This window comes from Streptomyces sp. NPDC018045 (genome assembly GCF_044327445.1).
Lineage (GTDB): Bacteria > Actinomycetota > Actinomycetes > Streptomycetales > Streptomycetaceae > Streptomyces.
Map to the genome: position 1 here is coordinate 378,463 of NZ_JBIRFL010000005.1, position 25,751 is coordinate 404,213.

Consider the following 25,751-nt stretch of genomic DNA (forward strand, 5'->3'; position numbering starts at 1 on the left):
GGGCCGGTGTCGTCCTGTGCGGGGCGCCTGGTGGCCAACGGGGGTCGCGGTGTGGCCGGTTGAGCTGTCACCGCGTGAGAGCCTCGGCGCTCATAAAATAAATAGTATTCGTTTTGTTTGTCGAGGGAGCTGGTGCTGTCCATGCAGGAGCGTGCGGTCAGGACACGTGAGGTCATCCTCCGGGCGGCCGCCGAAGTGTTCGACGAGTTCGGGTTCAGCGGCGCCAGTGTCAGCAAGATCATGAAGCGTGCCGGTGTCACCCAGGGCGGCATGTACTTCCACTTCCCGTCCAAGGAAGCTCTGGCGCAGGCAGTGATGGTCGAGCAGAGCGGAGGCCTGGAGCTGCCGCCCGGAGAGGACGGCCTCCAGCGCCTGGTCGACATCACCCTGTACCTGGCGGAGGAGCTGCAGTCCAACCCCACCCTGCGGGCCGGCGTCAGGCTCGCGGTCGAGCAGGGTGAATTCGGTGTCCAGGACGACTCCGCGTACCGCCTGTGGGCCCAGCAGTTCGGCGGCCAGTTGCGCGCCGCGCGCCAGAAGGGCGAGCTGCTCCCCGAGGTGAACGTGGACGAGCTGGCATGGGTCCTGGTCAGCGCCTACACCGGCACGCAGCTCTTCTCGCAGATCTCCAGCGGCCGCGCCGACCTGCACAAACGTGTTGTCTCCCTCTGGCGCTACCTGCTCCCGGGCGTCGCCGCGCCGCCCATCAGAGAGCAGGTCACCTTCGCCGCACGGCGGAGGCGGGCGGTGGCCTGAGGGTGAGCCCGCGCTCTCCCCGCCGGAGGTGGTGACGGCCGCGATGCCCGATCAGGTGACGACACCGGTGACAGCCACGGCGAAGGCATCAGCGACCATGGCGGACAACAGCACCGGCAGCGGAGACGGCGAGAGAGGACATGGCGGAGGGCATGGTCGAGGGCGCGGCAGAGGACATGACGGCGCAGAGCACGGCGGATGATCACGTGATGGGTAGCGCGTCGGCGGTGGCCCCCTGGCGGGTGGTGGTGACCGGGGCGACCGGATTCATCGGCTCCGCGGTGGTGCGGGAACTGCTGCGCGCCGCTGCCGGTGCGGAAGCCGACGCTGATACGCGCGCCGCTGCCGGTACGGAAGCCGGCGCTGGTACGTACGCCGGCGCTGGTACGTACGCCGGTACCGGTACGCAAGCGGCGGCGTCGGACATGGCATTCCCGGGTGTGACGCTCCCGGACATGGCGTCGAATCCGGGGGCATATCAGAATCCGGTTTCGGTTTTGCATGCTCCGGGCGCGGAAGGGGCGGCGTACCCGCGCCCGCGTTCCCGTCCGGCCTCCCGCCCGCTCCACCTCCGCGCCATCGCCCGCAAGCCACCCGTAACCCACCAGCCGAAGCCGCCGCAGCAGTCGCAGTCACAGCCGCAGTCCGATCCGGCGACCACCGTCGAATGGATCGCAGCCGACCTCTCCGACCCCGATTCCCTGCGCGGTGTCTGTGAAGGCGCCGACGTCCTGCTGCACCTCGCCTCCGACATCGGCCGGGACGAGGAGCGCTGCGAACTGGTCAACGTCCGGGGCACCGCGGCCCTCGTCGACGAGGCCGTACGCGCGGGTGTCGGCCGGATCGTCCAGCTCTCCACCGCGGCTGTGTACGGGGCCGGGCCGCACGCCGGTCTGGACGTGGACGAGGTCGAGCCCGCGCCGGTCTCCCCGGCCAGCCGCACCCGCCTCGCCGCCGAACGTCCGGTGCTGGCGGCGGGGGGCACGGTGCTGCGTCCGGGACTGGTGCTCGGGGCGGGCGACCGGTGGGTGGTGCCGGCGCTGGCCGAACTGCTCGTCCGGGTCCCGGCGCGCTGGGACGGCGGGCGCGGTCTGCTCTCCGTCGTGGCGGTCGATGACCTGGCCCGCCTGTTCGCGCGGCTGGCGCTCGCGGCGGACGGCATCCCGGGCGGCGTCCACCACGCCAGTCACCCCACCCCCGTACGCAACGGGGACCTCATGGACACCCTGATCGGCCACGGCGTCCTCCCGCAGCCGAACGCCGCCTCCCCGCACGGCAGCGATGGTCCCGACCTCCCGGGCCGCTCAGATACCTCCAGCCTCTCCGGCCTCCCCGACCTCACCTGGGACGCGTGCCTGGAGAAGCTCAGCTCCACCCCGGGCCGGGTGAGCGAGCGGCAGTTCGCCCTCCTGGCCAGTGACCACTGGTACCGCAGCGACGAGGTGTGGACGGCCGCCGACTGCGACCCGGGCCCCGGCCCCCTCGCACGGCTCGTGGAAGCAGCCGACTGGTACCGCTCCCACCTCCGCGCCCGCGCGACGACGGACCGTACGTCCTGATCCGCTGACCCGTCAGGGCGCAAACCGGCACCGTCGGGACACGAGCCGCCCCGTCAGGGCACAAACCGCACCGTCAGAGCGCAGCCGCCCCGTCAGGACACGAACCGCCCCGTCAGGGCACGAACCGCCCCGTCAGGACACCCCGTCAGGACACGAACCGCACTGTGGACATCGTCTGCTCATCCGGCACCTCCGTCAGCGCGCGGTAGGCGTGCGCGGCGGAGGTCAGTGTCATGTGGTGGTGCCAGCCCGGGAAGGAGCGTCCCTCGAAGTCGTACAGGCCGAAGTCGGTCGCGAGGGTGCGCAGCGTGGCCGTGGGGAGCTGGTGCAGCCGGGCGAGGCCGACGAGCTGTCCCATGCGGCGGTGCGCCATGTTGGTGAGCCAGATCCGGGACGGCCGGGCGTTGGCGGCGCCGGGCTCGGTGAAGGCGCGGTAGGTGTGGTGTGAGCCCGGCAGGCGTACGGGCGTGGGCGCGGACTGCAACAGGCGCGGGCGCGCTCCCGGGTCGCCGGGCATGCCGGGTGTGGCCGGGGTGGCCAGCGCGGTGGCGGGCGGTACGGCGATGACGAAGTCGCGTCCCTGCCGGGCCAGCGCCTCGATGAGCCGTACGGAGTCGGAGTACTCGCTCAGGTCCGCCACGACCGGCGCCGGCGGGCAGGTCGAACGGGCGGCCTGCGCCTCCACGAGGTCGAGGGCGTGCACCCACATCGGGCGGGGGTGGTTGGTCTCCGAGGCGGGGATGCGGTTGCGGCGCAGCAGCGCGGGGTCCTCGGCCCACTGCGGCGGCAGGAACAGCCGCCAGTCGACGGACACGGCCGCGCTGCCGCCGCAGTCACCGGCGGCCGATGCGGCGGAGGCGCCCGAGGTTCCCGATGCGGCCGAGGCCCCCGAGCCCCTCGCCCCACCACCGGACGCGCCGTACGCGACGGAGGCGGAAGCGACGGAAGCGGATACGGCGGCAGTAGCCGGGACGTCCCCCACCGGCAGGAACATGCCCATCGCGAGCTGGCAGCTCACGGTCCGCCCGGCGGCGGAGTCGAAGCGGCGGTGGACGCCCACGGAGTGCCCGCCGCGCTTGGGCAGCACCGCCGGGGCGAGGATCCACGCCCGGGGCGGAGTGGGCTGTTCCGCCCGGCGTACGAGTTCGCGGCGCACCGGGTTCCAGTCCCAGGGGCTGGCGTTGAGGAACTGGTGCAGCGACTGGGAGGCGGTGGGCGAGTCGGAGACGGCGGCGGCCAGGCGCCGTACGGACTTCTTGCCTTCGGTGGTCAGCAGCGCCAGCAGGTAGGCGTGGGCCCAGCGGCGCTGGTCGGTACGCGGCAGATGGCCGAAAAGGTCGTCCGCGAAGGCGTCGAACGTCTCGGGCGGGGCGGCCGCCTCGGACACGAGTGCGGAGGCGGAGCCGCCGGACGCGGCGGCAGGGCGTGCGGGCGCGGCGGGGGCTTCGGCCCGGCCCGGCCTGCGGGCGGTTCCGGTTCGCCCGGCGGGTGCGGTGGTTCCGGCGGCCGGGGTTCTGCCGCTGGTTCCGTTGCGGGCGGAGGACCGGCCGTTGCGGGCGGCCCGGCCGGAGCCGGCGGGGAGGGTGTCGGAGGGGGCACCCGAGGCATCGCGCACACCCGACTTGTCGGACACGCCGCACGCTGCGAGAGGGTGGCTGGAAGAGAGGGATGCGGACAGGGATCGTGCGGGGGTGCGGGTGGCCGGATGCGCAGTTTCTGTCGTCATGTGTTCGTTCCCTCCCGTGGTCATCCCGTGAATCGGGCGCCGACCAGCAAAGAATAAAGAACGATCGTTTTTTTTGCGAGCCCACGAGGCCCTGGGCTTTTTTCGGCGTACCAGGAGCCGGGCGGGCGTCGGCGAACGGCGGCCGGCCCGCGGGTGCGCGGAGGGGAAGCGGCCGCTTCGGCGACAGCCCGGAGATGGGCACGGGAGCGCCCCCGGCCCCGCGTCCGTACCGGTACCGCGACCCGGTACGGACGCGGGGCGGCCGCGTCGCGGGGATCGCGCGCCCGGCGCGGGCCCGGATTCCGCTTCGGCGGCCGCCCCGCGCCCGCCCGGGGGACGGAACGGGCACGGCCCGGGGCCGTCGCGCGACTACCCGCGACGGCCCCCGGTTCCCATACTGATCAAGTCTCCGCCAACTGCCGCAGCGACCGTGCGAGCCGCCAAACCCACGCCTAGCATGGACGGTTGGGTGTCACCGGTACGGCGCTGGCAACCGAGGGCGATCACCGAGGCGGGACAATGGCGCGACAGGACCGAGCTGAGCGGACGCGCCGAGCGCTGCTGCGGGCCGCCGCCGACGAGATCGCCGAGAAGGGGTACGCGGGCGCCTCGATGGCCCGTATCAGCACCGCGGCGGACGTCACGATCGGCGGCCTGACGTTCCATTTCCCGTCCAAGGCCGCGCTCGCCGAAGCGGTCAGGGAGGCCGGCTGCGCGCTGACCCGGAGCGCGCTGACCTCCCTCATGACGGCGAGCCGGAGCCCCAGGGCCAGTGCGCGCGGCGAGTTGCGACGGGTCGTCACCTTCACCCGCACCCTCGCGCGGCTGCTCGAAGAGGAACCCGCCGTACGGGCCGCCGCCCGCCTCGCCTGGGACTTCCCGGACGACGGCGACACCTGGTACGCGATGTGGCTGCCCTCGCTCGGCGAACTCGTCGACCGCGCGCGCCCGGACTTCGCCGGCTGGACGACCGCGGAGGCGGTCACCGCCACGGCGATCTCCGTGGTGACCGGCGCGGAATTCGCGGCCCGCATCGGCGTCCCGCGCGGCGCGACGGCCGGGCTGTCCCCGTATGAGCACGTCGACCGCGTATGGGGCCTGGTGCTCGGCGCGCGACCGCCGCTCCTGGTGGCCGACGACAGTGCGCCGGGGGAAAGCCGGACGGGGGAGAGCTGGTCGGGGGAGTACCGGGCGAGCGAGGAGCCGGTGGGCGGGGACCGCGCGGGCGAGCACCGGATGCCCGACCATCGGGTGCTGGAACATCGGGTGGCCGACCACCGGGTGGGCGAGTGCTCCCGGTCGGGCGAGGGGCGGGTGCGCGCCGCGTCGCGGTGATCACCCGGCCGGCGACCGGCCATTCCCCAACCGGAGAGCTCCCAACCGACGCCCCCCTCAACCGCCAACCACCCGACCGCGACCCACCCACAAACCCATCGCCACTCCCCCACCCCCATGGCACCATCGCTCCTATGCCAGGACTGCCGGATTTCATGACGCCCGATCAGCTCGCCGCCCGCAGGTCACGTGCGCTGGGCGCGGCCGTCGCCGCGGGACGCGGGCTCGGGCTCACGGTGACCGACCCGAAGGTGCTGCACGACATGTTCTCCGTCGTGGTGCACCTCGCCCCCGCGCCCGTGGTGGTCCGGGTGCCGACCGTCCTGCCGCCGTATGCCGACACCGATGTCCAGGCGGCGCGTCAGCGGGTGGAGCTCGATGTGGTGGGCTGGCTGGCGGGGGAGGGGGTTCCGGTGATTCCGCCGAGCCCGCTCGTGCCGCGGGAGCCCGTGCGGCGCGACGGTTTCTCGATGACGTTCTGGCAGTTCGTCGAGGAGGACGGGGGCCGTGAGCCCGACTACGTGCACAACTCCCGTCTGACCGCCGATCTGCACGCCGCGCTGCGCGCGTACCCGGGGGAGCTGCCGTTCCTGTCGGCCGCCGAACCGCGGTTCGCCACGGAGGCGCTGGCCGCCCTCGAAGGGCGGCCGGATCTCATCGAGCCGGCCGGTCTCGACCGCGCGCGCCGGGAGTGGGCGATCCTGGAGCCCCTGGTCAGCTCGCGTGCGGCGTTCGAGGCGGAGTTCCCCGGCGTCGACGTCCAGCCGATCCACGGGGACGCCCCGGCCGTCAACATCGTCGCCGCCAAGGGCGGCGAGCTGTACTCCGACTTCGAACTGGCCACGCTCGGGCCGGTCGAGTGGGACGTGGCGGTGCTCGGACCCGAGTGCGAGGCCGCGTACGACGAAGCCGCGCGGCGCCGCGGTCTGCGGCAGCTCGACGAGCGGGTCCTGCGCCTCGTCACCGCCGTGGGGATGATCCGGGTGGTGGCGTGCCTCGCGCTCGTGCCGCAGTTGCCGATGCTCGTCGAGGCGCTGAAGCCCGCCATCGAGCAGTGGCGGACGCTGCCGTTCGCCGGGGGTCTGCGCGACTGAACTCGGCTCCGGCGGGGCTGAGTATGCGGCTGACGCCGGGAGTTCGGCCTACCGCTGAGGCGGGCGCGGACGGTCCGCCTCCACTTGTTCGGGCGACCACTGAGACGGGTGTGGCAGGCGCGCCTCCGCATATTCGGACGACCGCTGAGCCGGGTACGGACGGTCCGCCTCCACTCCTCCGGGCACCCGCTGAAACAGCCGCGGAAGGCATGCCTCCACTTCGCTGCGGAACTTCGTGAAGTCGTCCGCGATCCATCCTCCGACGCGGGAAACATAGCGAACGTTCTTTATTGTCTGGCTGTCACCCGCCTGCCCGTCCCATCTCTCCGGGGGCCAGTCCCTTGTCCGTGCCCGCATCCCCCATCGCCGTTCCGCCGCTCCTCCCCGGGCGACCGACCAGCACTCAGGAGGCGTGGATCGAGGACCTGTGCAGACCCCTCTTCGCCTCCTTCGCCAGGGCGGATCATCACCTCAAGGGCGAGCAGTACCTGCGCGGACTGCTCACCGCCCCCGGCCGTAAGTCGATCCGCAACATCGCCCGGACGCTGGACGACACCGGCGCGGCCCAGCGCCTGCACCACTTCATCTGCAACGCCCCGTGGAACTGGCGCACCGTCCGCGAGGCCCTGACCGACTACCTCGTGGACCGCGCCCGCCCGCGCTCGTGGGTCGTGCGGCCGATGCTCATCCCCAAGTCCGGTACGAACTCGGTCGGCGTCCACCGCCGCTTCGTCCCCGCCACCGGCCAGCTCGTCAACGGCCAGCTCGCGTACGGGCTCTGGTACGCGGGCCGGGCCCTCAACGTCCCCGTCGACTGGCGCCTGCACCTGCCCCCGCCGGCTTCCCGGACGTCTGTCCCCGACGCCGACGGCGTGACCCGGATCCTCGAACTGGCACAGCGCGCCGCGCATCCGACGGCAGGAACCAGGTCCGGGGCAGGGACCGGAGCCCGAGCCGGGGCCGGAGCTGCGGCAGGAACCGGAGCCGGGACCGGGGCCGGATACAGGAGGGCCGGAGCCGGAACCGGGGGTGCCGGGGTCACCGCTCCGGTCATCTGGGACAGCCAGATGCACTACCCCGGGGACGTGTTGAGCGCCCTGGCCCCGCTCGGCCTGCCCGTCATGGTCCGGACGCCCGGCTCGCTCGCGCTCCACCTGGTGGACCGCGGCGGACGCCCGACGCGCCGCGGCGCCCTCCCGGCACAGCGTGTCCTGGCCGCACCGGAACGTTTCGGTCTGCCGGTCCACGATGTCGCTCCCGGTGTGCGGGCCGTACTGACCCGGGTCGTACCGGCGCGGCCGGGCGGTGGCGGCGAGCGCGGCGAGACGGGTGAACTGCTGCTCTACGCGCAGCGGTACGAGGACCCCGAAGACCGTGCGGGAAGCCATGGGCCGGGTGCCCGCGCCGACTTCTGGCTGACGACGCCGCCCCGCAGGTCACCGGTCGATCTGCACCAGCTCACCCGGACCGCCGCGTACGTCGCCCGCGACAGCGTCCGCACCGGTGGCCGTACCGGACTGCGGGACTTCGAGGGGCGGTCCTACGAAGGATGGCACCGCCACATGACGCTGGCCTCGATCGCGTACGCCGTCCAGTCGCTCACCGCGCTCGACGCCGTACGGGCGGAACGCGGCCCGCACCAGCGGCTGCACTCGCTCCCGCAACTGCCCGCCCACCCCTACGCCTACGTGCACGCGCGGCCGCCCCTCACCCTCGCGGGGTGAAGGACGGCCGCGTGCGGCGGGCGGTGCCCGGGCGGGCCGGCGTCAGCCGCCGAACGTCCAGCTCAGCGTGGAGTCGGCAGTCGCCAGCACCGCCAGGATGATCAGGTCGGCGGCGCCGAGGACCATGCCCAGCACGGCGCGGAACCGCCGGGTGGTGTCGCGCGCCAGGGCCAGCGCGCCGAGTACGAGGGCACAGGGGCCGAGGGCGACGTTGGCGACCAGGGTGCCGACGAGGCCGAGGACGAACGCGGCGACGGCCATGCCGTCGGCCTGTCCGCGCGGTGCGCCGCGCGTCCGGCCGGCCACGGACTTCGCGTCCGGTGCGGCGTCCGGCTTCGCGTGCTGCTCCGAGCCCGGTGCGGCGTCCGCCTTCGTGGCGGGGCCGGTGCTCCGGGGGTCGGTTTCGGTCTTGGTGTCCGTCTCGTGGTCGGTGATGAGGGTGGTCATCGGGACGCTCCCTCGGTCTTGTCGGTGTGGTGGCGGCGCTCGCGGAGGAAGAAGACGAGCAGCCAGCAACTGATGGCCACTGCCGCGATGATCGTGACGGGGACCGGGAGATGTGCCGCGGTACCCACCAGAATCCCCAGCAGGAGGAGGGCTGCGACAAGGAAGAGCATGATCTGCCTTTCCAACTTGGAGGACAGTTGTTCACTCAGGTTCCCAGCGTAGGGGTGGAGAAACTCGGAGAACAGTTGTTTACTGGATGACATGAGTCACAGCGAGACCGTTGGGGTCCGGCAGGCCCGGAAGCAGCGCACCCGGCAGGCCCTGCTCGACGCGGCGCTCGGCCTGCTGGAGGAACAGAGCCTGAGCAGTCTGGGGTTGCGCGAGGTGACACGTGCGGTCGGGGTCGCGCCCACGGCCTTCTACCGGCACTTCCGTGACCTGGGCGAGCTGGGAGTCGCCCTGGTGCAGGAGTCGTTGAGCAGTCTGCACACGACGGTCCGCGCGGTCCTGGCCGAACAGGACGGCGTGGCGGAGCGGATCGACCACACGGTGGCGGTCGTCGAGCGGTACGTACGTGAACAGCCCGCCCACGTACGGTTCATCGCGCGCGAGCGGCACGGTGGTGTGCGGGCGGTACGGCAGGCCATAGCCGGTGAACTGGACCGGTTCGCGTCGGAGGTCGCGGCGGCCCTCAAATCCCAGCCGGTGTCGGACGGCTGGAGTGACGAGGACGTACGGATGCTGGCGGAGCTGTACGTGGACCGGCTGGTGATGACGGCCTCGGCGTTCCTGGACGTGCGTGACGGTGGCGACCAGGACACGGAGCGCTGGCACTCGGTCGCCCGTACGGCGCGGCGGCAGCTCCATCTCATCAGCGTCGGCCGCCGGCACTGGCGCGATGCCGCTTCGTGATCACCGTCTTCCCGGGGTTGGCCAATTGGCGACGTAGCCAAGGAGCCGCGGGGGCCTCAGCTCGCGCTCGGGGCGGTGGCGTGGGCCGAGTTCCTTCTCGGTGTGAGGGGGTAGCACGCCAGGCCCAGCAGTGCGGCCGTGAGGTGTCCGATGTCGGTGAAGGTGCGGCCGTCGACGAGGGGGGCGGTGTAGAAGAGGAGGACGCCCGCGGCGTAGACGTAGCGCAGGGGGCGCCAGGGGATGCGGTACGTGAGGACGGCCGCGACGCCGGCCAGCGCGTAGCTGACGCCGACGTCCAGCGTGTTCACGGCGGCATGGGGTGCGGCGTCCACGTGGATGGCGAGAGCGAGGACGCCTTCGCTCAGGTAGGTGGCGCCGATGTGGGCCACGCCCATGACCGCGAGCCAGCGGTGGGTGCCGAGCCAGCGCTCGGCGGGGACGTGGAAGATGTTGAAGACGACGAAGTAGAGAAGCCAGCCGCCGCCGTCGAGCCAGAGCGCACTCGTGAGCAGGACCCGGCCGGGTGAGAGCAGCAGGTTGTGGATGTTGGTGGAACGGCGTTGCAGGACGCGCTCCAGGATCTCGGGCGTGAGCTGGTGCATGATCACCGACGTCCCGAACAGGATCGCGAGCCAGATGAACGTGCCGGGAGCGCGGCGCACGTACGACCGGATCGCGCGGGGAAGAGCGGCCGGGCGGAGCGAAACGGTCATGGCGCATGTATACGGCACGCGGTCCGCCGCACGCGGCACGTGGCCCGCCGTGCCGAGTGGGGCTCGCTGCCTGTGTGGCACAGGACACAGCGGCGGGTGAAATAACCGGGGAGCGCCTCCCCGTTTGCACCGGTGTCCGACTGAAGCGGGGACGGATTCCCCGCTTCGCGCAGCCCGGTTTCCGGATGCGACGCGTACAGCACGTGCGCCGGACGAGGCGTACAGCACGTACGACGCGTGCGAGATGTACAGACGTACGGCGTGTACTGCACGCACAGCACGCACAGCACGCACAGCACGCACAGCACGCACAGCACGCACAGCACGCACAGCACGCACAGCACGCACAGCACGTACGGCGAGACGAGATGAGAGGAGCGTGCCGACATGACCGCCACCCGGTCCCGCCCTCGCGCGCACAGCGCGGCCCCGCAGCCCCGGCTGCGTGCGGACGCGCTGCGCAACAGGGAACGGATCATCGGGGCGGCCCGTGAGGTGATGGTCGAGTTCGGGGCGGAGATCCCGCTCGATGAAATCGCTCGACGTGCCGGTGTCGGCAATGCGACGCTCTACCGTCACTTCCCGGATCGCCTGGAGCTGATCCACCACGTCACGCTCTCCGTCATGCATCGCACAGCGGACAAGGCGGAGTGTGCTCTCGCCGAGGAGACCGATGCTTTCCGAGCGCTGCGGCGCTTCGTCTTCGCCGCGGTCGAGGAGCGGATCGGTGCCCTGTGCCCGCTGCTCTCCGACGGCGTCGACAGGGACCACCCCGACCTGCTCGCAGCGCGTGAGCGCCTGGACGGGGCCGTCAAGGCCCTGATGGGCGCCGCGCGCGACAGCGGCCAACTGCGCACCGACATCGCCGTCGGTGACCTGATGGTCGCGCTCACCCAACTGACGCGGCCGCTGCCTGGATGCGGTTATCCCCGGACCGGGTCCGGGGGAGGCCGTACGGACTTCGACCGGTTCGTGTACCGGCATCTGCTGCTGTTCCTGGACGGCCTGCGGGCGCCGGCGCGCTCCGAACTGCCCGGTTGCGCGGCGACGCTGGAGGATCTCCGGCACAGCTAGCGGACCACACGGGGGAAATGGAGGAAACGGGGGAAACGGGGGATCGAGACCCGGCCGGGACGGCCTGGCCGGGGGGTGGCGCGCCACGTAACGCGTCACGGGTCGCGTCACGAAGCGACCGGAATCGCGCGGGCGACGCGCGGTCCGGCCGTGTTCGAAGCTGCCCCGGGGCTGCCCCGGCCGTCCCACGTGGCCGTAGCCGCAGTCGATCAACGTCTGATCAACACATGTTCAACACCAACTGAACGCCACAACCGCACCGTTTCCTTCACTTACGCACATCGCTTTCTCTTGTACACGCCACGCCCACGTCCCACTTTTCGTCTCACGCACCACTAGGTGGACCCACCCATGTCTGTTTCGGCCACACCCGTCGATCCCCGGCGCTGGAAAGCGCTCATATTCATCGCCCTGGCGCAGCTCATGGTCGTGCTCGACGCGACGATCGTGAACATCGCCCTGCCCTCCGCCCAGGCCGACCTCGGCATCTCCGACGCGAACCGGCAGTGGGTCATCACGGCGTACGCCCTCGCGTTCGGCGGTCTGCTGCTGTTCGGCGGGCGCATCGCCGACCTGTGGGGCCGTAAGCGGACCTTCATCATCGGCCTGGTCGGCTTCGCGCTGGCCTCGGCCCTCGGCGGCGCCGCGTCCAACGAGGGCGTCCTGCTCGGCGCACGGGCCCTCCAGGGCGTCTTCGGCGCGCTGCTGGCGCCGGCGGCGCTGTCGCTGCTCGCCGTGACGTTCACCGAGGCGCGCGAGCGGGCCAAGGCGTTCGGCATCTTCGGCGCCATCGCCGGTGGTGGCGGCGCCGTGGGCCTGATCCTCGGCGGCGTGCTCACCGAGTACCTGAACTGGCGCTGGACCTTCTTCGTCAACATCCCGTTCGCCGTGGTCGCGGCGGTCGGCGCGCTGCTGGTGATCCGCGAGCCCGCGGGCAGCCGCAACCCGTCCCGCCTGGACGTGCCCGGCGTCATCCTGGCCACCCTGGGCCTGGTCTCCCTGGTGTACGGCTTCACGCGCGCCGAGTCCGACGGCTGGGGTGCCGGGATGACCATCGGCCTGTTCGTGGCCGCCGCCGTCCTGCTCGGCGCGTTCGTGCTCGTCGAGTCGAAGGTCAAGTCCCCGCTGCTGCCGCTGCGGGTGCTCACCGACCGCAACCGGGCCGGCGTCTACACGTCGCTGGGCCTGGCCGTCATCGGCATGTTCGGTCTGTTCCTGTTCCTGACGTACTACATGCAGATCGTGAAGGGGTACACGCCGGTCACGACCGGCCTGGCCTTCCTGCCGATGATCGTCGGCATGATCACCGGCTCGACGCAGATCGGTGCCCGGCTGATGACCCGGGTCCGGCCGCGGCTGCTGATGGCCCCGGGCTTCCTGCTCGCCGCCGTCGGCATGTTCCTGCTGACCGGGATCGGCCTGGACACGTCCTACCCGGCCCTCATCCTGCCCGCCTTCCTGCTGCTCGGGCTCGGCATGGGTACGGCCTTCATGCCCGCCATGTCGCTGGCCACGCACGGCGTGCAGCCGCGGGACGCGGGTGTCGCCTCGGCGATGGTCAACACCTCGCAGCAGGTGGGCGGCGCGATCGGCACCGCCCTGCTGAACACCATCGCGGCGAGCGCCACCACCGCGTACGCCACCTCGCACGCGAAGGGCGCGCCCTCGGTGGACCTGCTCAAGCTGGAGTCGATGGTGCACGGCTACACCGCCGCCATCGGGTGGGCGGTCGGCATCCTGGCCCTCGCCGCGGTCATCGCCTTCACGATGATCACCACCGGTCACCAGGGCGGCAACGGACCGGTCGCCCGCTCCGATGACGGCGCCGGCACGGCCGAAGGCGCCGACGCGGAGGCGGACGTGCCGATTCCGGTCATGGCGCACTGAGGTCGGTGATACCACTGGGGCTGACCCCCGGCCCCAGCTCCAGGCCCAGGCCCCAGCTCCAGGCCCAGGCCCCAGCCCAGGCCCCGGCCCTGGCCTCGGCGCCCGACGTCCGCTTCGGCCTGACGCCGGCCCCGGCGCATCGAGGCCGGTGGCCGCGTACCGAGCGGGTGCGTACGGGGCCTGTGGCCGAGTGGGACGCAGGCCCCGTACGTGACCCTTGTGGCGCCGGTCTGCCCGGGCTCCTCAGCGGAGCCAGGGCAGGTCGGCGCCTTGGGGTTGCAGGCCGTCGGCCACCGTGCGGCAGATGGCGGCGAGCTGACCGACCTGTTCGGGGCTGAGCCGGTCGAATATCGCCGCCCGCACGGCGGCGACATGGCCGGGCGCGGCCTTCTCCAGCACGCGCAGGCCCTCGTCGGTGAGGACGGCGTTCTGGCCGCGCTTGTCGGAGGGGCAGTCCTCGCGCCGGACCCATCCGCTCTTCTCCAGGCGGGCCACGGCGTGCGACAGCCGGGAGCGGGTGATCTTGGCGTTCTGGGCCAGTTCGGTCATCCGCAACCGGCGCCGGGGGGCCTGGGAGAGCTGGACGAGCAGCCCGTAATAGACGTGCGGCATGCCTGCGTCACGCTGGAGCTGGCGGTCGAGGTGGTCCTCCAGGAGCGTGGTGGCGTGCAGGTACGACTGCCAGGCGTACTGCTCTTCGTCGCTGAGCCAACGAGGCTCGCCTGCGGGTTCGGTGCTCATACCATCCACTGTCTCACCGCTCCGTCGTCTCTTGAAGTTTTAACCAAGGGTGACGGTCAGGAAATGTGCAGGTGAGCCGTTGTGCGCGAGGCGTCGCATTTTTCAGGAACGCTCCGGAACGGATGCGACCCGAGACCCATCCGTTCAGGAACCGGTGGGAATCAGCCGTTGGGCGCGCACGGCGGCGGCCAGCGCCCGGTCGTCACCGTCCGCGGTCGCGGCCGCCACGTCCAGCGCCGTGTCGGTCATCTTGATGACGTGTTCGTCACCGTGCCGCGCGGAACGCTCGAAGACCTCTCCGGCGGAGAGCGGCCCGGTCCCTTCCAGCGGCGGCAGTGCCTCGCCGGCCGCGTAGACCGAAGTGATCGCGGCGCTCGCCGCCCAGACCGCGCCGAGCGACACCGCCCACAGCTCACGGGGGAGCGCGGGCAGGGTGCGCAGGACGGCGTTCGGAGCGGTGGCGGTGTGCACCATCAGGACGCCGTGGCCGTGCCCGTGGTCGAGATAGCGGTGCACGGTGGCCCGGACGAGCGCGACGAGCTGCGCGCGGACGGCGTCCGGGTCGTCGTGCGGCACGCGCAGCGACTCCGCGGCGGCCGGCCAGCCCGGCGTGCCGGGAAGCTGCGCCAGGCCGTCCAGCGGCAAAACCTGCTGGTCGGGAACGCGCGGCAGGGCAGCCAGCGCTTCGGCGGGGGAGGCGGTGCCGGTGGGGCGCACCGCGACGGGAAGCGTGGTGTGACGGGCGGCCCAGTAGCCGAGGGCATGCGCCAACTCCGCGACCCGGGGAGCCTCTTCGCCGTCGTCGAGCAGGGTGCGTACGGCGTGCCCGACCCGGATGACGGGGTGCGTCGCGGCACCGGCGATGCCGGGCAGCAGCCGCGGCCACCACTCGGCGAGCACGTCCCGCCACGGGCGTTCGGCGACCAGCCGGGTGAAGTACGCGGTCCAGTCGGTGACCCGGCGCGGATCGCCCAGCGCTTCCCGCCAATTGGCGTCCGTGACCGTGGCCTGCGGGCCCGGCACGTCCTCCAGCTTCGTCTCGTAGTGATCGAGCCAGCGGTGGACGGTCCCCGCCTGTCCGTGCCGGACCAGGGCCTCCACCGCCATCGGCCCGTGGTTGGCGAGGAACCCCTGGAACTCGGGGCCCGAGGCGTGCAGACGCTCCAGAGCTTCGTCGAGGATGCCGCTTCGCGAATCCATGCGCCGTCGTGAATCCATGCGCCGAGGCTAGGCGGGGCGGTACGCGGCCGTAACGGACGCCGGTCCTACGCCCGGGTACGGCGATGGTCGTAAGGCCGCGGGGGTCGTGGGGCGGGGGCCGGGGGTGGCCGGGGAGCCACGGGGCAGCCATACCTGACCAGAGGTGTCGGGTACCGGCGGGAGGGTGGCGCCATGACGCGTGAGGAACTGGGTGGGGGCCTCGGAACGGGTGGGGGCGGCGGAGTGGGCTGGGCCGGGTTCGTGACGGCACAGCCCGAATTGGCGGCGCGGGTGGAGGCGCGCTTCACGGCGTACCAGCATCAAGTCCTCGGGACGCTCCGCGCCGACGGCTCGCCGCGCCTCACCTGCATAGAAGTGGACTTCCGCGCAGGCGAACTGTGGCTGGGCATGATGATCGACTCCCGCAAGGTGCGGGATCTGCGGCGTGACCCGCGGTTCGCGCTGCACGCCAATCCGGGATCCGGCACGGACCTGGCGGGCGGTGACGTGCGGGTCGCCGGGCTGGCCGTGGAGGTGACCGACCCGGCGGTGCTCGCACGGTACTCGGCCGAGTCGGAGCCGCCGGAGCCGTTCCACCTGTTCCGTGCGGAGCTGACCGAGGTGGTCCGTACGTACGTCGAGGACCCGCACCTCGTGCAGGAGGCCTGGCGGCCCGGCGGCCCCCTGCGCATCATCCGACGGGGGAACGGCGCCGAACCGCCCGAGGTCACGGTCGCGTCTGCGGCGTCTGCGGCGCCCGTCTCGCCCGTTTCGCCTGCCGAGCCCGTGGCGCCTGCTGGGCCTGTGGCGTCTGCTGTGCCTGTCGTGCCCGAGTAGCCCGAGCGGGACGGTGCGGTGTCATGCCCGGGCGCACCCGAGCAGAGGAGCGGTTCAGTGGGACGGGTGCGGGTGGCGTGCCCGGCGTGGACGGTGCTGACCGTGGGGCTCACGGATGCGGTGGGTGCGGAAAACGTACAGGGAGACGACGAACATCACCGCGCCCAGGACCAGCCCCATCCGTATCGACTCCAGAATGGACGGTCCGGACGTGTGGGAGATGCTGTACAGGTAGCCCATCGCGGTGCCGAACAGCGCTCCGTACGCCAGGGCCCGTACCTCGGAGATCAGCGTCGACTGGACGCTCACCAGCGCCAGGCCGAGGGCTCCGCTGACGACGGCCGCGATCAGGCCCAGCAGCCAGGCGTGGCCCAGCGAGGAACCGCTGGTGCGGTCGACGAAGACGGTCCACAGGCCATAGAGGGCCGCCGCGGCCACGGGCAGGGCCAAGGCGGTGGTGGACATGCCGCGCCGCTTCGCTTCCGGTGCGCCCGGGTGCGATGGGTCCGTGCGCGAGGTGGGTGCGTGCGCCGTGGGCCGGGACGTGGACCCGGACCGCGGGTCCGCGGTGGCGCCGTGCCGGTGGACGGGTGTCTCCATGACGGGCTCCTCTCACTCGCCCCCGTCTCCAGGCCACACCCGGGCCCTGCGGCCGTCAACCGGAGCGGCCGATTCCGGCCCGGCGGCAGGCCGCGATGGGTCTGATGGCAGGCCGCGAGCTGGCCCGGCGACAGGCCATGACCGGCCCGGTGGCAGGCCGTGTGCAGTGGACACCGACCTCCACCGAGGTGGCATGGGCCGGCTTGATCCGGAAAGGACTACTGGACACATAACCCAACAGACGCTCTGCCGTAGGGCCGCCACCGGACGGAGGTCCCGTAGCCGGGTGACCTTCGGTCCCGTATGTCCGTTCCTGGGCAACCAGAAGTCGGTGCGGGCCGTCTTCTGGGTGGGAGAGCAACCACGAGCGGCGCTGCTCGGGGGTGAAGGGCTCCGTGTCGAAGGTGACGGACGTCTCACGGGCGGAGTGGCTGCAGAGGTCCGTGAGGCTGCCGAGGCCGGCCTCGGTGGCCGCCCTGACCTGCGTTTCCCCGTACTCCGGCGACATCCGGCCTCCTCGGCGGGGCACGCAGGGTACTGCATGATCACGAAAATAGGTGCTCGGCAGGGGAATTCTGTCCGGATTCCAGCCGTTGTTTCCTTCGGAAGGGGTACTCGGGCCACGCACCCGGTGTCCCACCGCCACCATCCCGCGACCGACTCATCGCAAAGGGAGCACACGCATGGCAACCCGTGCCGTCGCCCGACGTCAGGCCACCAGCAGCGGTGCTGACGGGGCCAACAGTGTTCGCGCCGTAGGCGGGGAGATCGCCGACCGCGACCTGGTCGGCATGTACCTCGACGAGATCGCGCGAACGCCCCTGCTCGACGCCGCCAGGGAGGTCGAGCTGTCCCAGACCATCGAAGCGGGTGTCTACGCCCGGCAGATCCTCGACGGGATCGTCGATGACGGCAACGCCGCCGGCGGCACCCGCGAGGAGCTGGAGGCGCTGGCCGAAGAGGCCGAGAAGGCCAAGGACGTCTTCATCCGCTCCAACCTGCGCCTGGTCGTAGCGGTCGCCCGCCGCTACCCGCGCGCGGGGCTGCCCCTGCTCGACCTGATCCAGGAGGGCAACGCGGGCCTGGTCCGCGCGGTCGAGAAGTTCGACTACGCCAAGGGCTTCAAGTTCTCCACGTACGCGACGTGGTGGATCCGCCAGGCCATCACCCGCTCCATCGCGGACCAGTCGCGCACGATCCGGCTCCCCGTCCACCTCGTGGAGGAGCTGGGCCGCATCCGCCGCGTACAGCGCGAGTTCAACCGGGAGAACGGCCGCGACCCGGAGCCCGCCGAGGTCGCCCAGGAGCTGGGCTCCACGCCCGAGCGCGTCACGGACGTGCTGGACTGGGCCCGCGACCCGGTCAGTCTGAACATGTCCGTCGACGACGAGGGCGACACCCAGTTCGGCGACCTGCTGGAGGACACCTCCGCGGCCTCGCCCGAGCAGTCCGTCCTGACGCTGCTGCGCAGCGAGGAGCTGGAGGACCTGATCGACCGGCTCGACCACCGTACGGCCTCGATCATCAAGGCGCGGTACGGCATCGAGGACGGCCGCGAGCGGACGCTCACCGAGGTCGGCAAGCAGCACGGCCTGACGCGGGAGCGGATCCGGCAGATAGAGAAGCACGCGCTGCTGGAGCTGAAGCGGATGGCGCGCGACACGGGGTTCGACGCGGCGGCGTAAGAGCACTCGCACGCGTACGGTCGTCCGTACGCGAGCACTCCGTGTACGTCTCGGCGGCCAGGTCCCGCTTGGCCTGCTCCCAGCCCTCGCGGGCCGCCTTGCGCCCCTCCTGGTCAGCGGTGGCCTGACCAGGCGAGCCGTGCCTGGCGAACCGGGCCTGCGGCTGCGCGTTCCGAGTCGACCCCTTCCCCCGCGGACGAGCCCCGGTGCCGAACCCCCCTCGGCGCCGGGGCTCTTTGTTGTGCGGGTGAGGGCTGCGGCTACGGCGGTGACTGTGCGACGGCGACGGCGATGGTGATGGTGGTCGCTCGTCCGACGCCGCGGCGGCCGGAGTCCGCTGTCCACTCATGCCCACCGATGGCGAGCCATGCCCGTTTGGGTCCGTTGCGCGTCCGAGTGTGTTTACTTCGCGATCGTGTGGTCGTATCTTTGGCCTGAAACCACACGGTCGGGCATGAGGTGGGCACAGAACCATGTACGCAGCGGAGCGGCAGCAGGAGATCCTGCGACTGGCGCGCGAGAGCGGGCGGGTCGACGTCCTCTCGCTCGCCGAGGAGTTCCAGGTCACCGCCGAGACCGTGCGCCGGGACCTGAAAGCCCTGGACCGGGCCGGCCTGGTCCGCCGGGTGCACGGCGGTGCCATCCCCGCCGGGCGCCTGGACTTCGAACCGGACCTCGCCGAACGGGACACCGTCGCCGCCGACGAGAAGCAGCGCATCGCGCGGGCCGCGCTCGCCGAGCTGCCCGGCGGCTCGGCCCCCGGCAGCGTGATCCTCGACGCGGGCACGACGGCCGCCCGGATCGCCGCCGAGCTGCCGCTGGAGGCCGAGCTGACCGTCGTCACCCACGCGCTCCCGGTGGCCGCGCGGCTGGCCGACCATCCCGGCCTCACCCTTCATCTCGTCGGTGGCCGCATCCGGCACCGTACGCGGGCCGCGGTCGACGACTGGGCGCTGCGCGCCTACCGCGAGATCAACGCGGACGTCGTCTTCCTCGCGGCCAACGGTTTCTCCCTGGAGGGCGGCCTGACCACCCCCGACCTAGCCGAGGCGGCCGTCAAACGAGCGGTGATCGCCGCCGCGCGGCGGGTGGTGCTCGTCGCGGACAGCAGCAAGTTCGGGCAGGTGCACTTCGCCCGCTTCGGTGGGCTCGACGACGTGGACCTGCTCGTCACCGACACCGGGCTCAGCCCCGACGACGCCCTCGCCATCGAGCGCGCGGGCACGGAAGTGGTGCGCGCATGATCCTCACCGTCACCCCCAACCCCAGCCTGGACCGTACGTACGAGATCCCGGCGCTGGAGCGCGGCGCCGTGCTGCGCGCCACCGCCGACCGCATCGACCCGGGCGGCAAGGGCGTCAACGTCTCCCGGGCCGTCGCGGCGGCCGGGCACCGCACCCTCGCCGTGCTGCCGCTCGGCGGACCGGCGGGCGCGGCGCTGGGCGAGCTGCTCGGGGCGGAGGGCATCGAGGTCGCGGGCGTCCCGGTTGCCGGGCAGACCCGGTCGAACATCTCCGCCGTCGAACCGGACGGCACCCTCACGAAGATCAACGCGGCGGGGCCCGAACTCACGCCGGACGAGTCGCGGGCGCTGCTCGACACCGTACGGACCCGGTCGGCCGGAGCCGACTGGATCGCCTGCTGCGGCAGCCTGCCGCGCGGCCTGGCACCCTCCTGGTACGCGGAACTCGTCGCCCAGGTGCACCGGGCCGGGGCCCGGATCGCGCTGGACACATCGGGGCCGTCGCTGACCGCCGCACTGCGGGCCCGGCCGGACGTCGTCAAGCCCAACGCGGAGGAACTGGCCCAGGCGGTGGGCCGGCCGCTGCGCACCGTCGGCGACGCGGTAGAGGCCGCGCGGGAACTGAGGGAGCTGGGCGCGGGGGCGGTGCTCGCCTCGCTGGGCGCGGACGGGCAACTGCTCGTGGCCGCGGACGGGGCGTACTTCGCCTCCGCGCCGGTCGCGACCGTACGCAGCAATGTGGGCGCGGGCGACGCGTCGCTGGCCGGATTCCTGGCGGCGGGCGGCACGGGCGTACGGGCGCTGGCCGCGGCGGTGGCTCATGGGGCGGCGGCGGTGCAACTGCCGGGCAGCGCCATGCCGGTGCCGCAGGACCTCGATCCTGCGGCGGTCGTCGTGGCTCGCGCCGTGCCGGTCGCGGCGGAGCTGCGGGAGCCGGCCGGGTGAGCGGGATGGGGCGGGCTCCGGTGCGGCCGGGCTCGCCCCGGACGACGGGGCCGACTCGGGCGGGCCGGGGCCGAGCGGGCGCGGTCGGGCGGAGCCGGATGCGGGCGGACCGGTTTCGGAGTGGGCCGGTTTCGGAGTGGGCCGGTTGGTGAGTGGGCCGGTTGGTGAGTGGGCCGGGCGTGGACGGGAAGCGAGTGAAGGAGCCCCGATGAGTGAGCTGATCACCGCGGAACTGGTCGATCTCGACCTGTCCGCCGAGAACAAGGAAGCGGCCGCGCGGTCGCTGGCCGAGCGGATGGCCGCGCGCGGCCGGGTCACCGACCTGGAGGGCTTCCTCACGGACGTGGCCGAGCGCGAGGCCCAGATGCCGACCGGTCTGGACGGCGGCATCGGCATACCGCACTGCCGCAGTGAGCACGTCACCGAGCCGACGCTCGCCTTCGGGCGCAGCGCCGCCGGGATCGACTTCGGCGCCGCCGACGGCCCGGCCGACCTGATCTTCCTGATCGCGGCCCCGGCGGGCGGCGACGCCGACCACCTGTCGATCCTGTCGACGCTGGCCCGGCACCTGATGGACGAGGAGTTCACGGGGGCACTGCGCGCGGCGGACGACGCGGCGGCCGCGGCGGCGCTCATCCGGGGCGACGCACCGGTGGTGGCTCCGGGCGGGGCATCGGGCGCGGGATCGGGCGCGGCGCCGGCGGAGGCGTCGGGGGAGGGCGGGAAGGCGGTGCCCGCGCCTGCCGAAGGGCCGCTCACCGATGGACAGCCTGCTGAAGAGCGGCCAGCCGGAGGGCGGCTCGCCGGAGGACAGTCTGCGCAAGAGCCGCTCGTCGACGAACCGTCGGCCGGAGAGCGGCCGGCCGAAGAGCCGGCCGCCGGCGAGGACGCTCCGGCGGCCCCCTTCCGTATCGTTGCCGTCACCTCCTGCCCCACCGGCATCGCCCACACCTACATGGCCGCCGAAGCGCTGGCCAAGGCGGGCCGGGACGCCGGGGTCGAGCTGGTCGTGGAGACGCAGGGGTCGGCCGGGTTCAAGCGGCTGGATCCCGAGGTCGTCGCCGCGGCGGACGGTGTGATCTTCGCGCACGACGTGGAGGTGCGGGACCGTGCGCGGTTCGCCGGGAAGCCGACGGTGGACGTCGGGGTGAAGTCCGGCGTCAACCGGCCCGCCGAACTGATCGCGGAGGTGCGGGAGAAGGCCGCTCGGGGCGACACCGCCACCCCCGCCACTCCCGCCGCGGGCGGGCCCGCGCCCATGGACCGGGCCGGCGAGGCGGGCGACGGCTTCGGCACCCGGCTGCGCAAGTGGTTGATGACCGGTGTCAGCTACATGGTCCCGTTCGTCGCCGCGGGCGGCCTGCTGATCGCGCTGGCCTTCGCGATCGGCGGCTACGGCATCGACAAGGCGCCGTCCGTCGCCGAGCACTTCGCGTGGGCCGAGTCCGCGAGCTGGGCGGCGCTGCTCTACCAGGTCGGCGGTGTCGCGTTCGGTTTCCTCGTCCCCGTCCTGGCGGGCTTCATCGCGTACGGCATGGCCGACCGGCCGGGACTGGTGCCGGGCTTCGTCGGCGGCGCGATCGCCCTGACCGTCAACGCGGGCTTCCTCGGCGGCCTGATCGCCGGTCTGATCGCGGGCGCGGTGGTGATGGCGGTGCAGCGGGTCGAGGTGCCGCCCGCGCTGCGCGGGATCATGCCGGTCGTCGTCATCCCGCTGATCTCGTCGGCGGTGGTCGGCTTCCTGATGTTCCTGGTGGTCGGCAAGCCCGTCGCCGCGCTCCAGAAGGCGCTGACCGACTGGCTGAGCGGCCTGTCCGGCGCCAACGCGGTCATCCTGGGCGCCATCCTCGGGCTGATGATGTCGTTCGATCTGGGCGGGCCGCTCAACAAGGTGGCCTATGCGTTCGCCGTGGGCGGCCTCGCCAACCCCAACGACGGCAGCCTGAAGGTGATGGCCGCGGCGATGGCGGCCGGCATGGTGCCACCGCTGGCGATGGCGCTGGCCACGACCGTTCGCGGCCGGCTGTTCACCCGTACCGAGCGGGAGAACGGGAAGGCGGCCTGGGTGCTGGGGGCCTCCTTCATCACCGAGGGCGCGATCCCGTTCGCGGCGGCCGACCCGCTGCGCGTCATCCCGTCCGCGATGGCGGGCGGCGCGGTGACCGGCGCCCTCTCGATGGCGTTCGGCTGCACGCTGCGGGCCCCGCACGGTGGCGTCTTCGTGGTGCCGCTGATCGGGCAGCCGCTGCTGTACCTGGTGGCCGTGCTGGCCGGTACGGCGGTCACCGCCGGTCTGGTCGTCCTCCTGAAGGGCCTCCGGAAGACGGACGGGCCGCGGCCCACCGCCGAAGCGGACCGGGCCCCGGCCGAGAGCACGCCGGTGGCGGTCTGACGGCGGCGGCCCGGCGGTCGTGGTCTGACGGCGGCGGCCCGGCGGTCGTGGTCTGACGGCGGCGGCCCGACTCGGCGAACAGTGAAATGGCGGTGGCCGGTCCTCCCGGAGGACCGGCCACCGCCATGCCGTAAGGGCCTAAGCCGTATGGGGCTGGAGCCGTAAGCGCCGTATGGGCCTGGAGCCGTATGGGCCGTGGAGGCCGCGACCGCCCAGCCCCATGAAGGCCATGAACGCCTGGAGCCAAGGCCCGGAGCGGTCCCCTGCGGATCAGACCGCGCTGCCCGCCTGCCACTCGCTCCACGCCATGTTCCAGCCGTTGAGGCCGTTGTCCGGCTTCACGGTCTTGTCGGGGGAGTTCTTGACGACCACGACGTCACCGACGAGCGAGTTGTCGAAGAACCAGCTTCCGTTGGTGTTGCCGCCGCCGCCCTTGTTGTCCTGGAGGCCGACGCAGCCGTGGCTGGTGCCGGCCTTGCCGAAGATCGACGGGCTGCCCCAGTAGTTGCCGTGGATGAACGTGCCGGACGAGGACAGGCGCATCGCGTGCGGGACGTCCTTGATGTCGTACTCGCCGCCGAAGCCGACGGTGGAGCCGTCCATCCGGGTCTGCTCGAACTTCTCCGAGATGACCATCTGGCCGTTGTACGTCGGGTTCTTCGGGCTGCCGCCGGAGATCGGGATCGACTTGACCGTCTTGCCGTCGCGGACCACCGTCATGATCTGGGTGTCCATGTCGACGGTGGAGACCTGGGAGCGGCCGACGGTGAAGGTCACCGTCTTGGACTGCACACCGGTGATGCCCTGGCCGCCCTTGACCCCGTCCAGGTCGATCTTCAGGGTGACCTTGGAGCCGGCCTTCCAGTACTGCTCCGGGCGGAAGTCCAGGCGCTGCGCGCCGAACCAGTGCCCGACGACCTTCTGGCCGCTGCTGGAGGTCACCGTGATGTGGGACTGCACGTCCTTCTTGTTGGTGATGACCTTGTCGAAGTTGAAGGACACCGGCATGCCCACTCCGACGGTCTTGCCGCCGTCGGGCGTGTAGGAGCCGATGAAGCTGTTCTTCGACGAGACGGTGGTGAACGTGGCGTTCTCGGTGGCCGCCCGGCCCTTGTCGTCCTTGGCGTTGGCGACCAGCTTGTACTTCGTACCGCGCTCCAACTGCGCCGACGGCTTCCAGGAGGAACCGTCGGCGGATATCGCCCCCTTGACCGCCGCGCCGTTGTCCACCTGCACCAGCTTGACGTCGGTCAGCTTGCCGCCGCTGACCTTCACACCGGTGTCGTTGATGCTGGCGTTGGTGGCGCCGTCCTTCGAGGTCACCGAGATCTTCGCCTCGGAGGCGTCCTTGGCGGCCGCGGCGTCCGCGCCGGCCTGCCCCTTGCCGTCCTGGCCGCCCGCCGAGGCGTCACCGCCACAGGCGGACAGGGCCAGGGCACCGGCAGCGAGGAGGGAGGCCGCCGCGAGACCGCGACGCAGCCGGCGCTTGGTGCGGGACGGTGCGGGCGGCGCGGTGGTGTCCGGCATTGTCACGGGCTGCTCCATGCAGGGGTGTTGTCAGTCAGTGCTGGTAAACAGCAACTACGGGCGGGTTTGGTTGCACTCCCGAAGCTCTTGTGATGAGCGTCACACGAGGGGTGGCAGGGGTGTGTCGGCGGGGCCGGACAGCCACGCGCGGACGGGGGCACCGTGCTCGTCCAGGGCGGGCGGGGCGTGCGGCGCGGTGACCGGCGTGGCGGACAGCCGCAGCGGACTGCGCACCTGCGGTGTGCGGCCCGCGCCGACCGGCACGACCGGGTCCAGGCCGAGCCGTTCGGCCAGGGCCAGCGCCTCGCCGACGGTGTTGACCGGCCCGCACGGCACGGACGCGGCGCTCAGTCGCTCGGCCCAGGCCGCGGGCGTCCGCGCCGCCAGCCGCTCCTCCAGCGCCGCGACCAGTTCGGTGCGGTGGCGCACCCGGTCCTGATTGCGCGCGAAGCGCTCGTCGTCGGCGAGGCCGGGCGCGCCGAGCACCTGCGCCAGCGCCCGGAACTGCCGGTCGTTGCCGACCGCGACGGCCAGCGGCGCCCCGTCCCGGCAGGCCAGCGTCTCGTACGGGGCGATGCTCGGGTGCCGGTTGCCCATCGGGCCCGGGTCGCGGCCGGTGGCCAGGTGCCCGGACGCCTGGTTGACCAGCGAACCGAGCAGGGACGACAGCAGGTTGACCTCGACGTGCTGCCCCTGCCCCGTGCGGTCGCGGTGGCGCAGTGCGGCCAGTACGGCGGTGGTGGCGTCCTTGGCGGTCAGTACGTCGACGAGTGCGACGCCCGCCTTCAGGGGCGGGCCGCCCGGCTCGCCGGTGATGCTCATCAGGCCGCCGACGGCCTGCACGGCGAAGTCGTAGCCCGGCAGGTGGGCGCCCGGCCCGGAGCCGAAACCGGTGACCGAGCAGTGCACCAGGCCGGGGTGGGCGGCGAGGGTCGCCGCGGGGTCGAGTCCGTAGCGGGCGAGCGCGCCCGGCCGGAAGTTCTCGATCAGTACGTCGGCCCGGCGGGCCAGCTCCCGGGCGGCCGCGGCGTCGCCGGGGTCGGCGAGGTCCAGGGTGAGGCCGCGTTTGGAGCGGTTGGCGGCGTCGAAGTACGCGGCCGTGCCGTCGGAGGAGAAGGGCGGCCCCCAGGAGCGGGTGTCGTCACCGGAGCCGGGCCGCTCGACCTTGACCACGTCTGCGCCCAGATCGGCCAGGGTGGCGGCGGCCAGCGGGCCGGCCAGGACGCGGCTGAAGTCGGCGACGAGGACGCCCTCCAGAGCCATCGGCGCGCTGCCGGTCAGGGTGGGTTTCGCGGTGGCGGGCGTCTGCCGGGCGGTGTGGGGTGCGGTCGGCTGCGGCACGTACGTACTCCTC

The 25,751-nt window shown here is 72.4% G+C and carries 21 protein-coding genes and 1 pseudogene; 13 read left to right on the plus strand and 9 right to left on the minus strand.

Annotated features, from left to right (window positions below):
- Positions 1 to 141 precede the first annotated feature (141 nt).
- Complete coding sequence (locus tag ACH4EB_RS15405) at positions 142 to 756, plus strand: ScbR family autoregulator-binding transcription factor (RefSeq protein WP_398347939.1); 615 nt, start codon at positions 142 to 144, stop codon at positions 754 to 756.
- 140 nt (positions 757 to 896) lie between these two features.
- Complete coding sequence (locus tag ACH4EB_RS15410) at positions 897 to 2,315, plus strand: NAD-dependent epimerase/dehydratase family protein (RefSeq protein ID WP_398347940.1); 1,419 nt, start codon at positions 897 to 899, stop codon at positions 2,313 to 2,315.
- A 145-nt stretch (positions 2,316 to 2,460) separates the two neighbouring features.
- Here ACH4EB_RS15410 and ACH4EB_RS15415 read toward each other — a convergent pair whose 3' ends face one another.
- Positions 2,461 to 3,702, minus strand: a complete 1,242-nt coding sequence (locus ACH4EB_RS15415) for an IS701 family transposase (RefSeq protein WP_398348123.1) — start codon at positions 3,700 to 3,702, stop codon at positions 2,461 to 2,463.
- Between the two features lie 858 nt (positions 3,703 to 4,560).
- On the opposite strand from ACH4EB_RS15415, the gene ACH4EB_RS15420 reads away from it, so the two are divergent.
- The 3 genes from ACH4EB_RS15420 to ACH4EB_RS15430 all read left to right on the plus strand — a co-directional run bounded on the left by ACH4EB_RS15420 (position 4,561) and on the right by ACH4EB_RS15430 (position 8,194).
- Entirely contained in the window at positions 4,561 to 5,376 is an 816-nt protein-coding gene (locus tag ACH4EB_RS15420; RefSeq protein ID WP_398347941.1) for a TetR family transcriptional regulator, read from the plus strand.
- A gap of 134 nt (positions 5,377 to 5,510) precedes the next feature.
- A complete protein-coding gene (locus ACH4EB_RS15425) occupies positions 5,511 to 6,470 on the plus strand; it encodes a phosphotransferase family protein (RefSeq protein WP_398347942.1) in 960 nt (319 codons plus the stop codon).
- A 347-nt stretch (positions 6,471 to 6,817) separates the two neighbouring features.
- The gene (locus tag ACH4EB_RS15430) at positions 6,818 to 8,194 is read left to right on the plus strand and encodes an IS701 family transposase (protein ID WP_398347943.1); all 1,377 of its coding nucleotides are present in this window, start codon (positions 6,818 to 6,820) and stop codon (positions 8,192 to 8,194) included.
- A 42-nt stretch (positions 8,195 to 8,236) separates the two neighbouring features.
- Here the strand turns inward: ACH4EB_RS15430 and ACH4EB_RS15435 are convergent, their stop codons facing one another.
- The gene (locus ACH4EB_RS15435) at positions 8,237 to 8,641 is read right to left on the minus strand and encodes a hypothetical protein (RefSeq protein WP_398347944.1); all 405 of its coding nucleotides are present in this window, start codon (positions 8,639 to 8,641) and stop codon (positions 8,237 to 8,239) included.
- Positions 8,638 to 8,811, minus strand: a complete 174-nt coding sequence (locus ACH4EB_RS15440) for a hypothetical protein (protein WP_398347945.1) — start codon at positions 8,809 to 8,811, stop codon at positions 8,638 to 8,640. The genes ACH4EB_RS15435 and ACH4EB_RS15440 overlap by 4 nt, the downstream gene beginning before the upstream one ends.
- A gap of 91 nt (positions 8,812 to 8,902) precedes the next feature.
- Between ACH4EB_RS15440 and ACH4EB_RS15445 the strand changes: the two genes are divergently transcribed.
- Positions 8,903 to 9,553, plus strand: a complete 651-nt coding sequence (locus tag ACH4EB_RS15445) for a TetR family transcriptional regulator (RefSeq protein ID WP_398347946.1) — start codon at positions 8,903 to 8,905, stop codon at positions 9,551 to 9,553.
- Between the two features lie 56 nt (positions 9,554 to 9,609).
- On the opposite strand, the gene ACH4EB_RS15450 is transcribed toward ACH4EB_RS15445, so the two are convergent.
- Positions 9,610 to 10,266 carry a rhomboid-like protein gene (locus tag ACH4EB_RS15450; protein WP_398347947.1) on the minus strand — a complete coding sequence of 219 codons (657 nt, stop codon included), beginning with the start codon at positions 10,264 to 10,266 and terminating at the stop codon, positions 9,610 to 9,612.
- Between the two features lie 387 nt (positions 10,267 to 10,653).
- On the opposite strand from ACH4EB_RS15450, the gene ACH4EB_RS15455 reads away from it, so the two are divergent.
- Positions 10,654 to 11,340 (plus strand): TetR/AcrR family transcriptional regulator, encoded by a 687-nt coding sequence (locus tag ACH4EB_RS15455; protein ID WP_398347948.1) that lies wholly within the window; start codon positions 10,654 to 10,656, stop codon positions 11,338 to 11,340.
- A 351-nt stretch (positions 11,341 to 11,691) separates the two neighbouring features.
- Complete coding sequence (locus tag ACH4EB_RS15460; protein WP_398347949.1) at positions 11,692 to 13,227, plus strand: MFS transporter; 1,536 nt, start codon at positions 11,692 to 11,694, stop codon at positions 13,225 to 13,227.
- Positions 13,228 to 13,470: 243 nt separating this feature from the next.
- Here the strand turns inward: ACH4EB_RS15460 and ACH4EB_RS15465 are convergent, their stop codons facing one another.
- Positions 13,471 to 13,968: a MarR family winged helix-turn-helix transcriptional regulator gene (locus ACH4EB_RS15465; RefSeq protein WP_030024258.1), complete on the minus strand. Its 498-nt coding sequence runs from the start codon at positions 13,966 to 13,968 to the stop codon at positions 13,471 to 13,473.
- Between the two features lie 144 nt (positions 13,969 to 14,112).
- Complete coding sequence (locus tag ACH4EB_RS15470) at positions 14,113 to 15,168, minus strand: questin oxidase family protein (protein WP_398347951.1); 1,056 nt, start codon at positions 15,166 to 15,168, stop codon at positions 14,113 to 14,115.
- 192 nt (positions 15,169 to 15,360) lie between these two features.
- Between ACH4EB_RS15470 and ACH4EB_RS15475 the strand changes: the two are divergent.
- Positions 15,361 to 15,891, plus strand: a pseudogene (locus ACH4EB_RS15475) (pyridoxamine 5'-phosphate oxidase family protein); the annotation flags it as partial.
- A 168-nt stretch (positions 15,892 to 16,059) separates the two neighbouring features.
- On the opposite strand, the gene ACH4EB_RS15480 reads toward ACH4EB_RS15475, so the two are convergent.
- Positions 16,060 to 16,605: a Bax inhibitor-1/YccA family protein gene (locus ACH4EB_RS15480; RefSeq protein WP_398347952.1), complete on the minus strand. Its 546-nt coding sequence runs from the start codon at positions 16,603 to 16,605 to the stop codon at positions 16,060 to 16,062.
- A 683-nt stretch (positions 16,606 to 17,288) separates the two neighbouring features.
- Here ACH4EB_RS15480 and ACH4EB_RS15485 point away from each other — a divergent pair.
- The 4 genes from ACH4EB_RS15485 (at position 17,289) to ACH4EB_RS15500 (ending at position 22,870) form a co-directional block, all read left to right on the plus strand.
- Entirely contained in the window at positions 17,289 to 18,290 is a 1,002-nt protein-coding gene (locus ACH4EB_RS15485) for a sigma-70 family RNA polymerase sigma factor (protein ID WP_361149597.1), read from the plus strand.
- A 473-nt stretch (positions 18,291 to 18,763) separates the two neighbouring features.
- The gene (locus tag ACH4EB_RS15490) at positions 18,764 to 19,534 is read left to right on the plus strand and encodes a DeoR/GlpR family DNA-binding transcription regulator (RefSeq protein WP_398347954.1); all 771 of its coding nucleotides are present in this window, start codon (positions 18,764 to 18,766) and stop codon (positions 19,532 to 19,534) included.
- Positions 19,531 to 20,478, plus strand: coding sequence for a 1-phosphofructokinase (pfkB, locus tag ACH4EB_RS15495; RefSeq protein ID WP_398347955.1), 948 nt, complete (start codon positions 19,531 to 19,533; stop codon positions 20,476 to 20,478). Before ACH4EB_RS15490 ends, pfkB begins: the two co-directional genes overlap by 4 nt.
- 208 nt (positions 20,479 to 20,686) lie before the next feature.
- Positions 20,687 to 22,870, plus strand: a complete 2,184-nt coding sequence (locus ACH4EB_RS15500; protein ID WP_398347956.1) for a fructose-specific PTS transporter subunit EIIC — start codon at positions 20,687 to 20,689, stop codon at positions 22,868 to 22,870.
- Positions 22,871 to 23,140: 270 nt separating this feature from the next.
- Here ACH4EB_RS15500 and ACH4EB_RS15505 read toward each other — a convergent pair whose 3' ends face one another.
- A complete protein-coding gene (locus ACH4EB_RS15505; RefSeq protein WP_398348124.1) occupies positions 23,141 to 24,397 on the minus strand; it encodes an Ig-like domain-containing protein in 1,257 nt (418 codons plus the stop codon).
- Positions 24,398 to 24,496: 99 nt separating this feature from the next.
- The gene (locus ACH4EB_RS15510) at positions 24,497 to 25,738 is read right to left on the minus strand and encodes a CaiB/BaiF CoA transferase family protein (RefSeq protein WP_398347957.1); all 1,242 of its coding nucleotides are present in this window, start codon (positions 25,736 to 25,738) and stop codon (positions 24,497 to 24,499) included.
- Positions 25,739 to 25,751 lie beyond the last annotated feature (13 nt).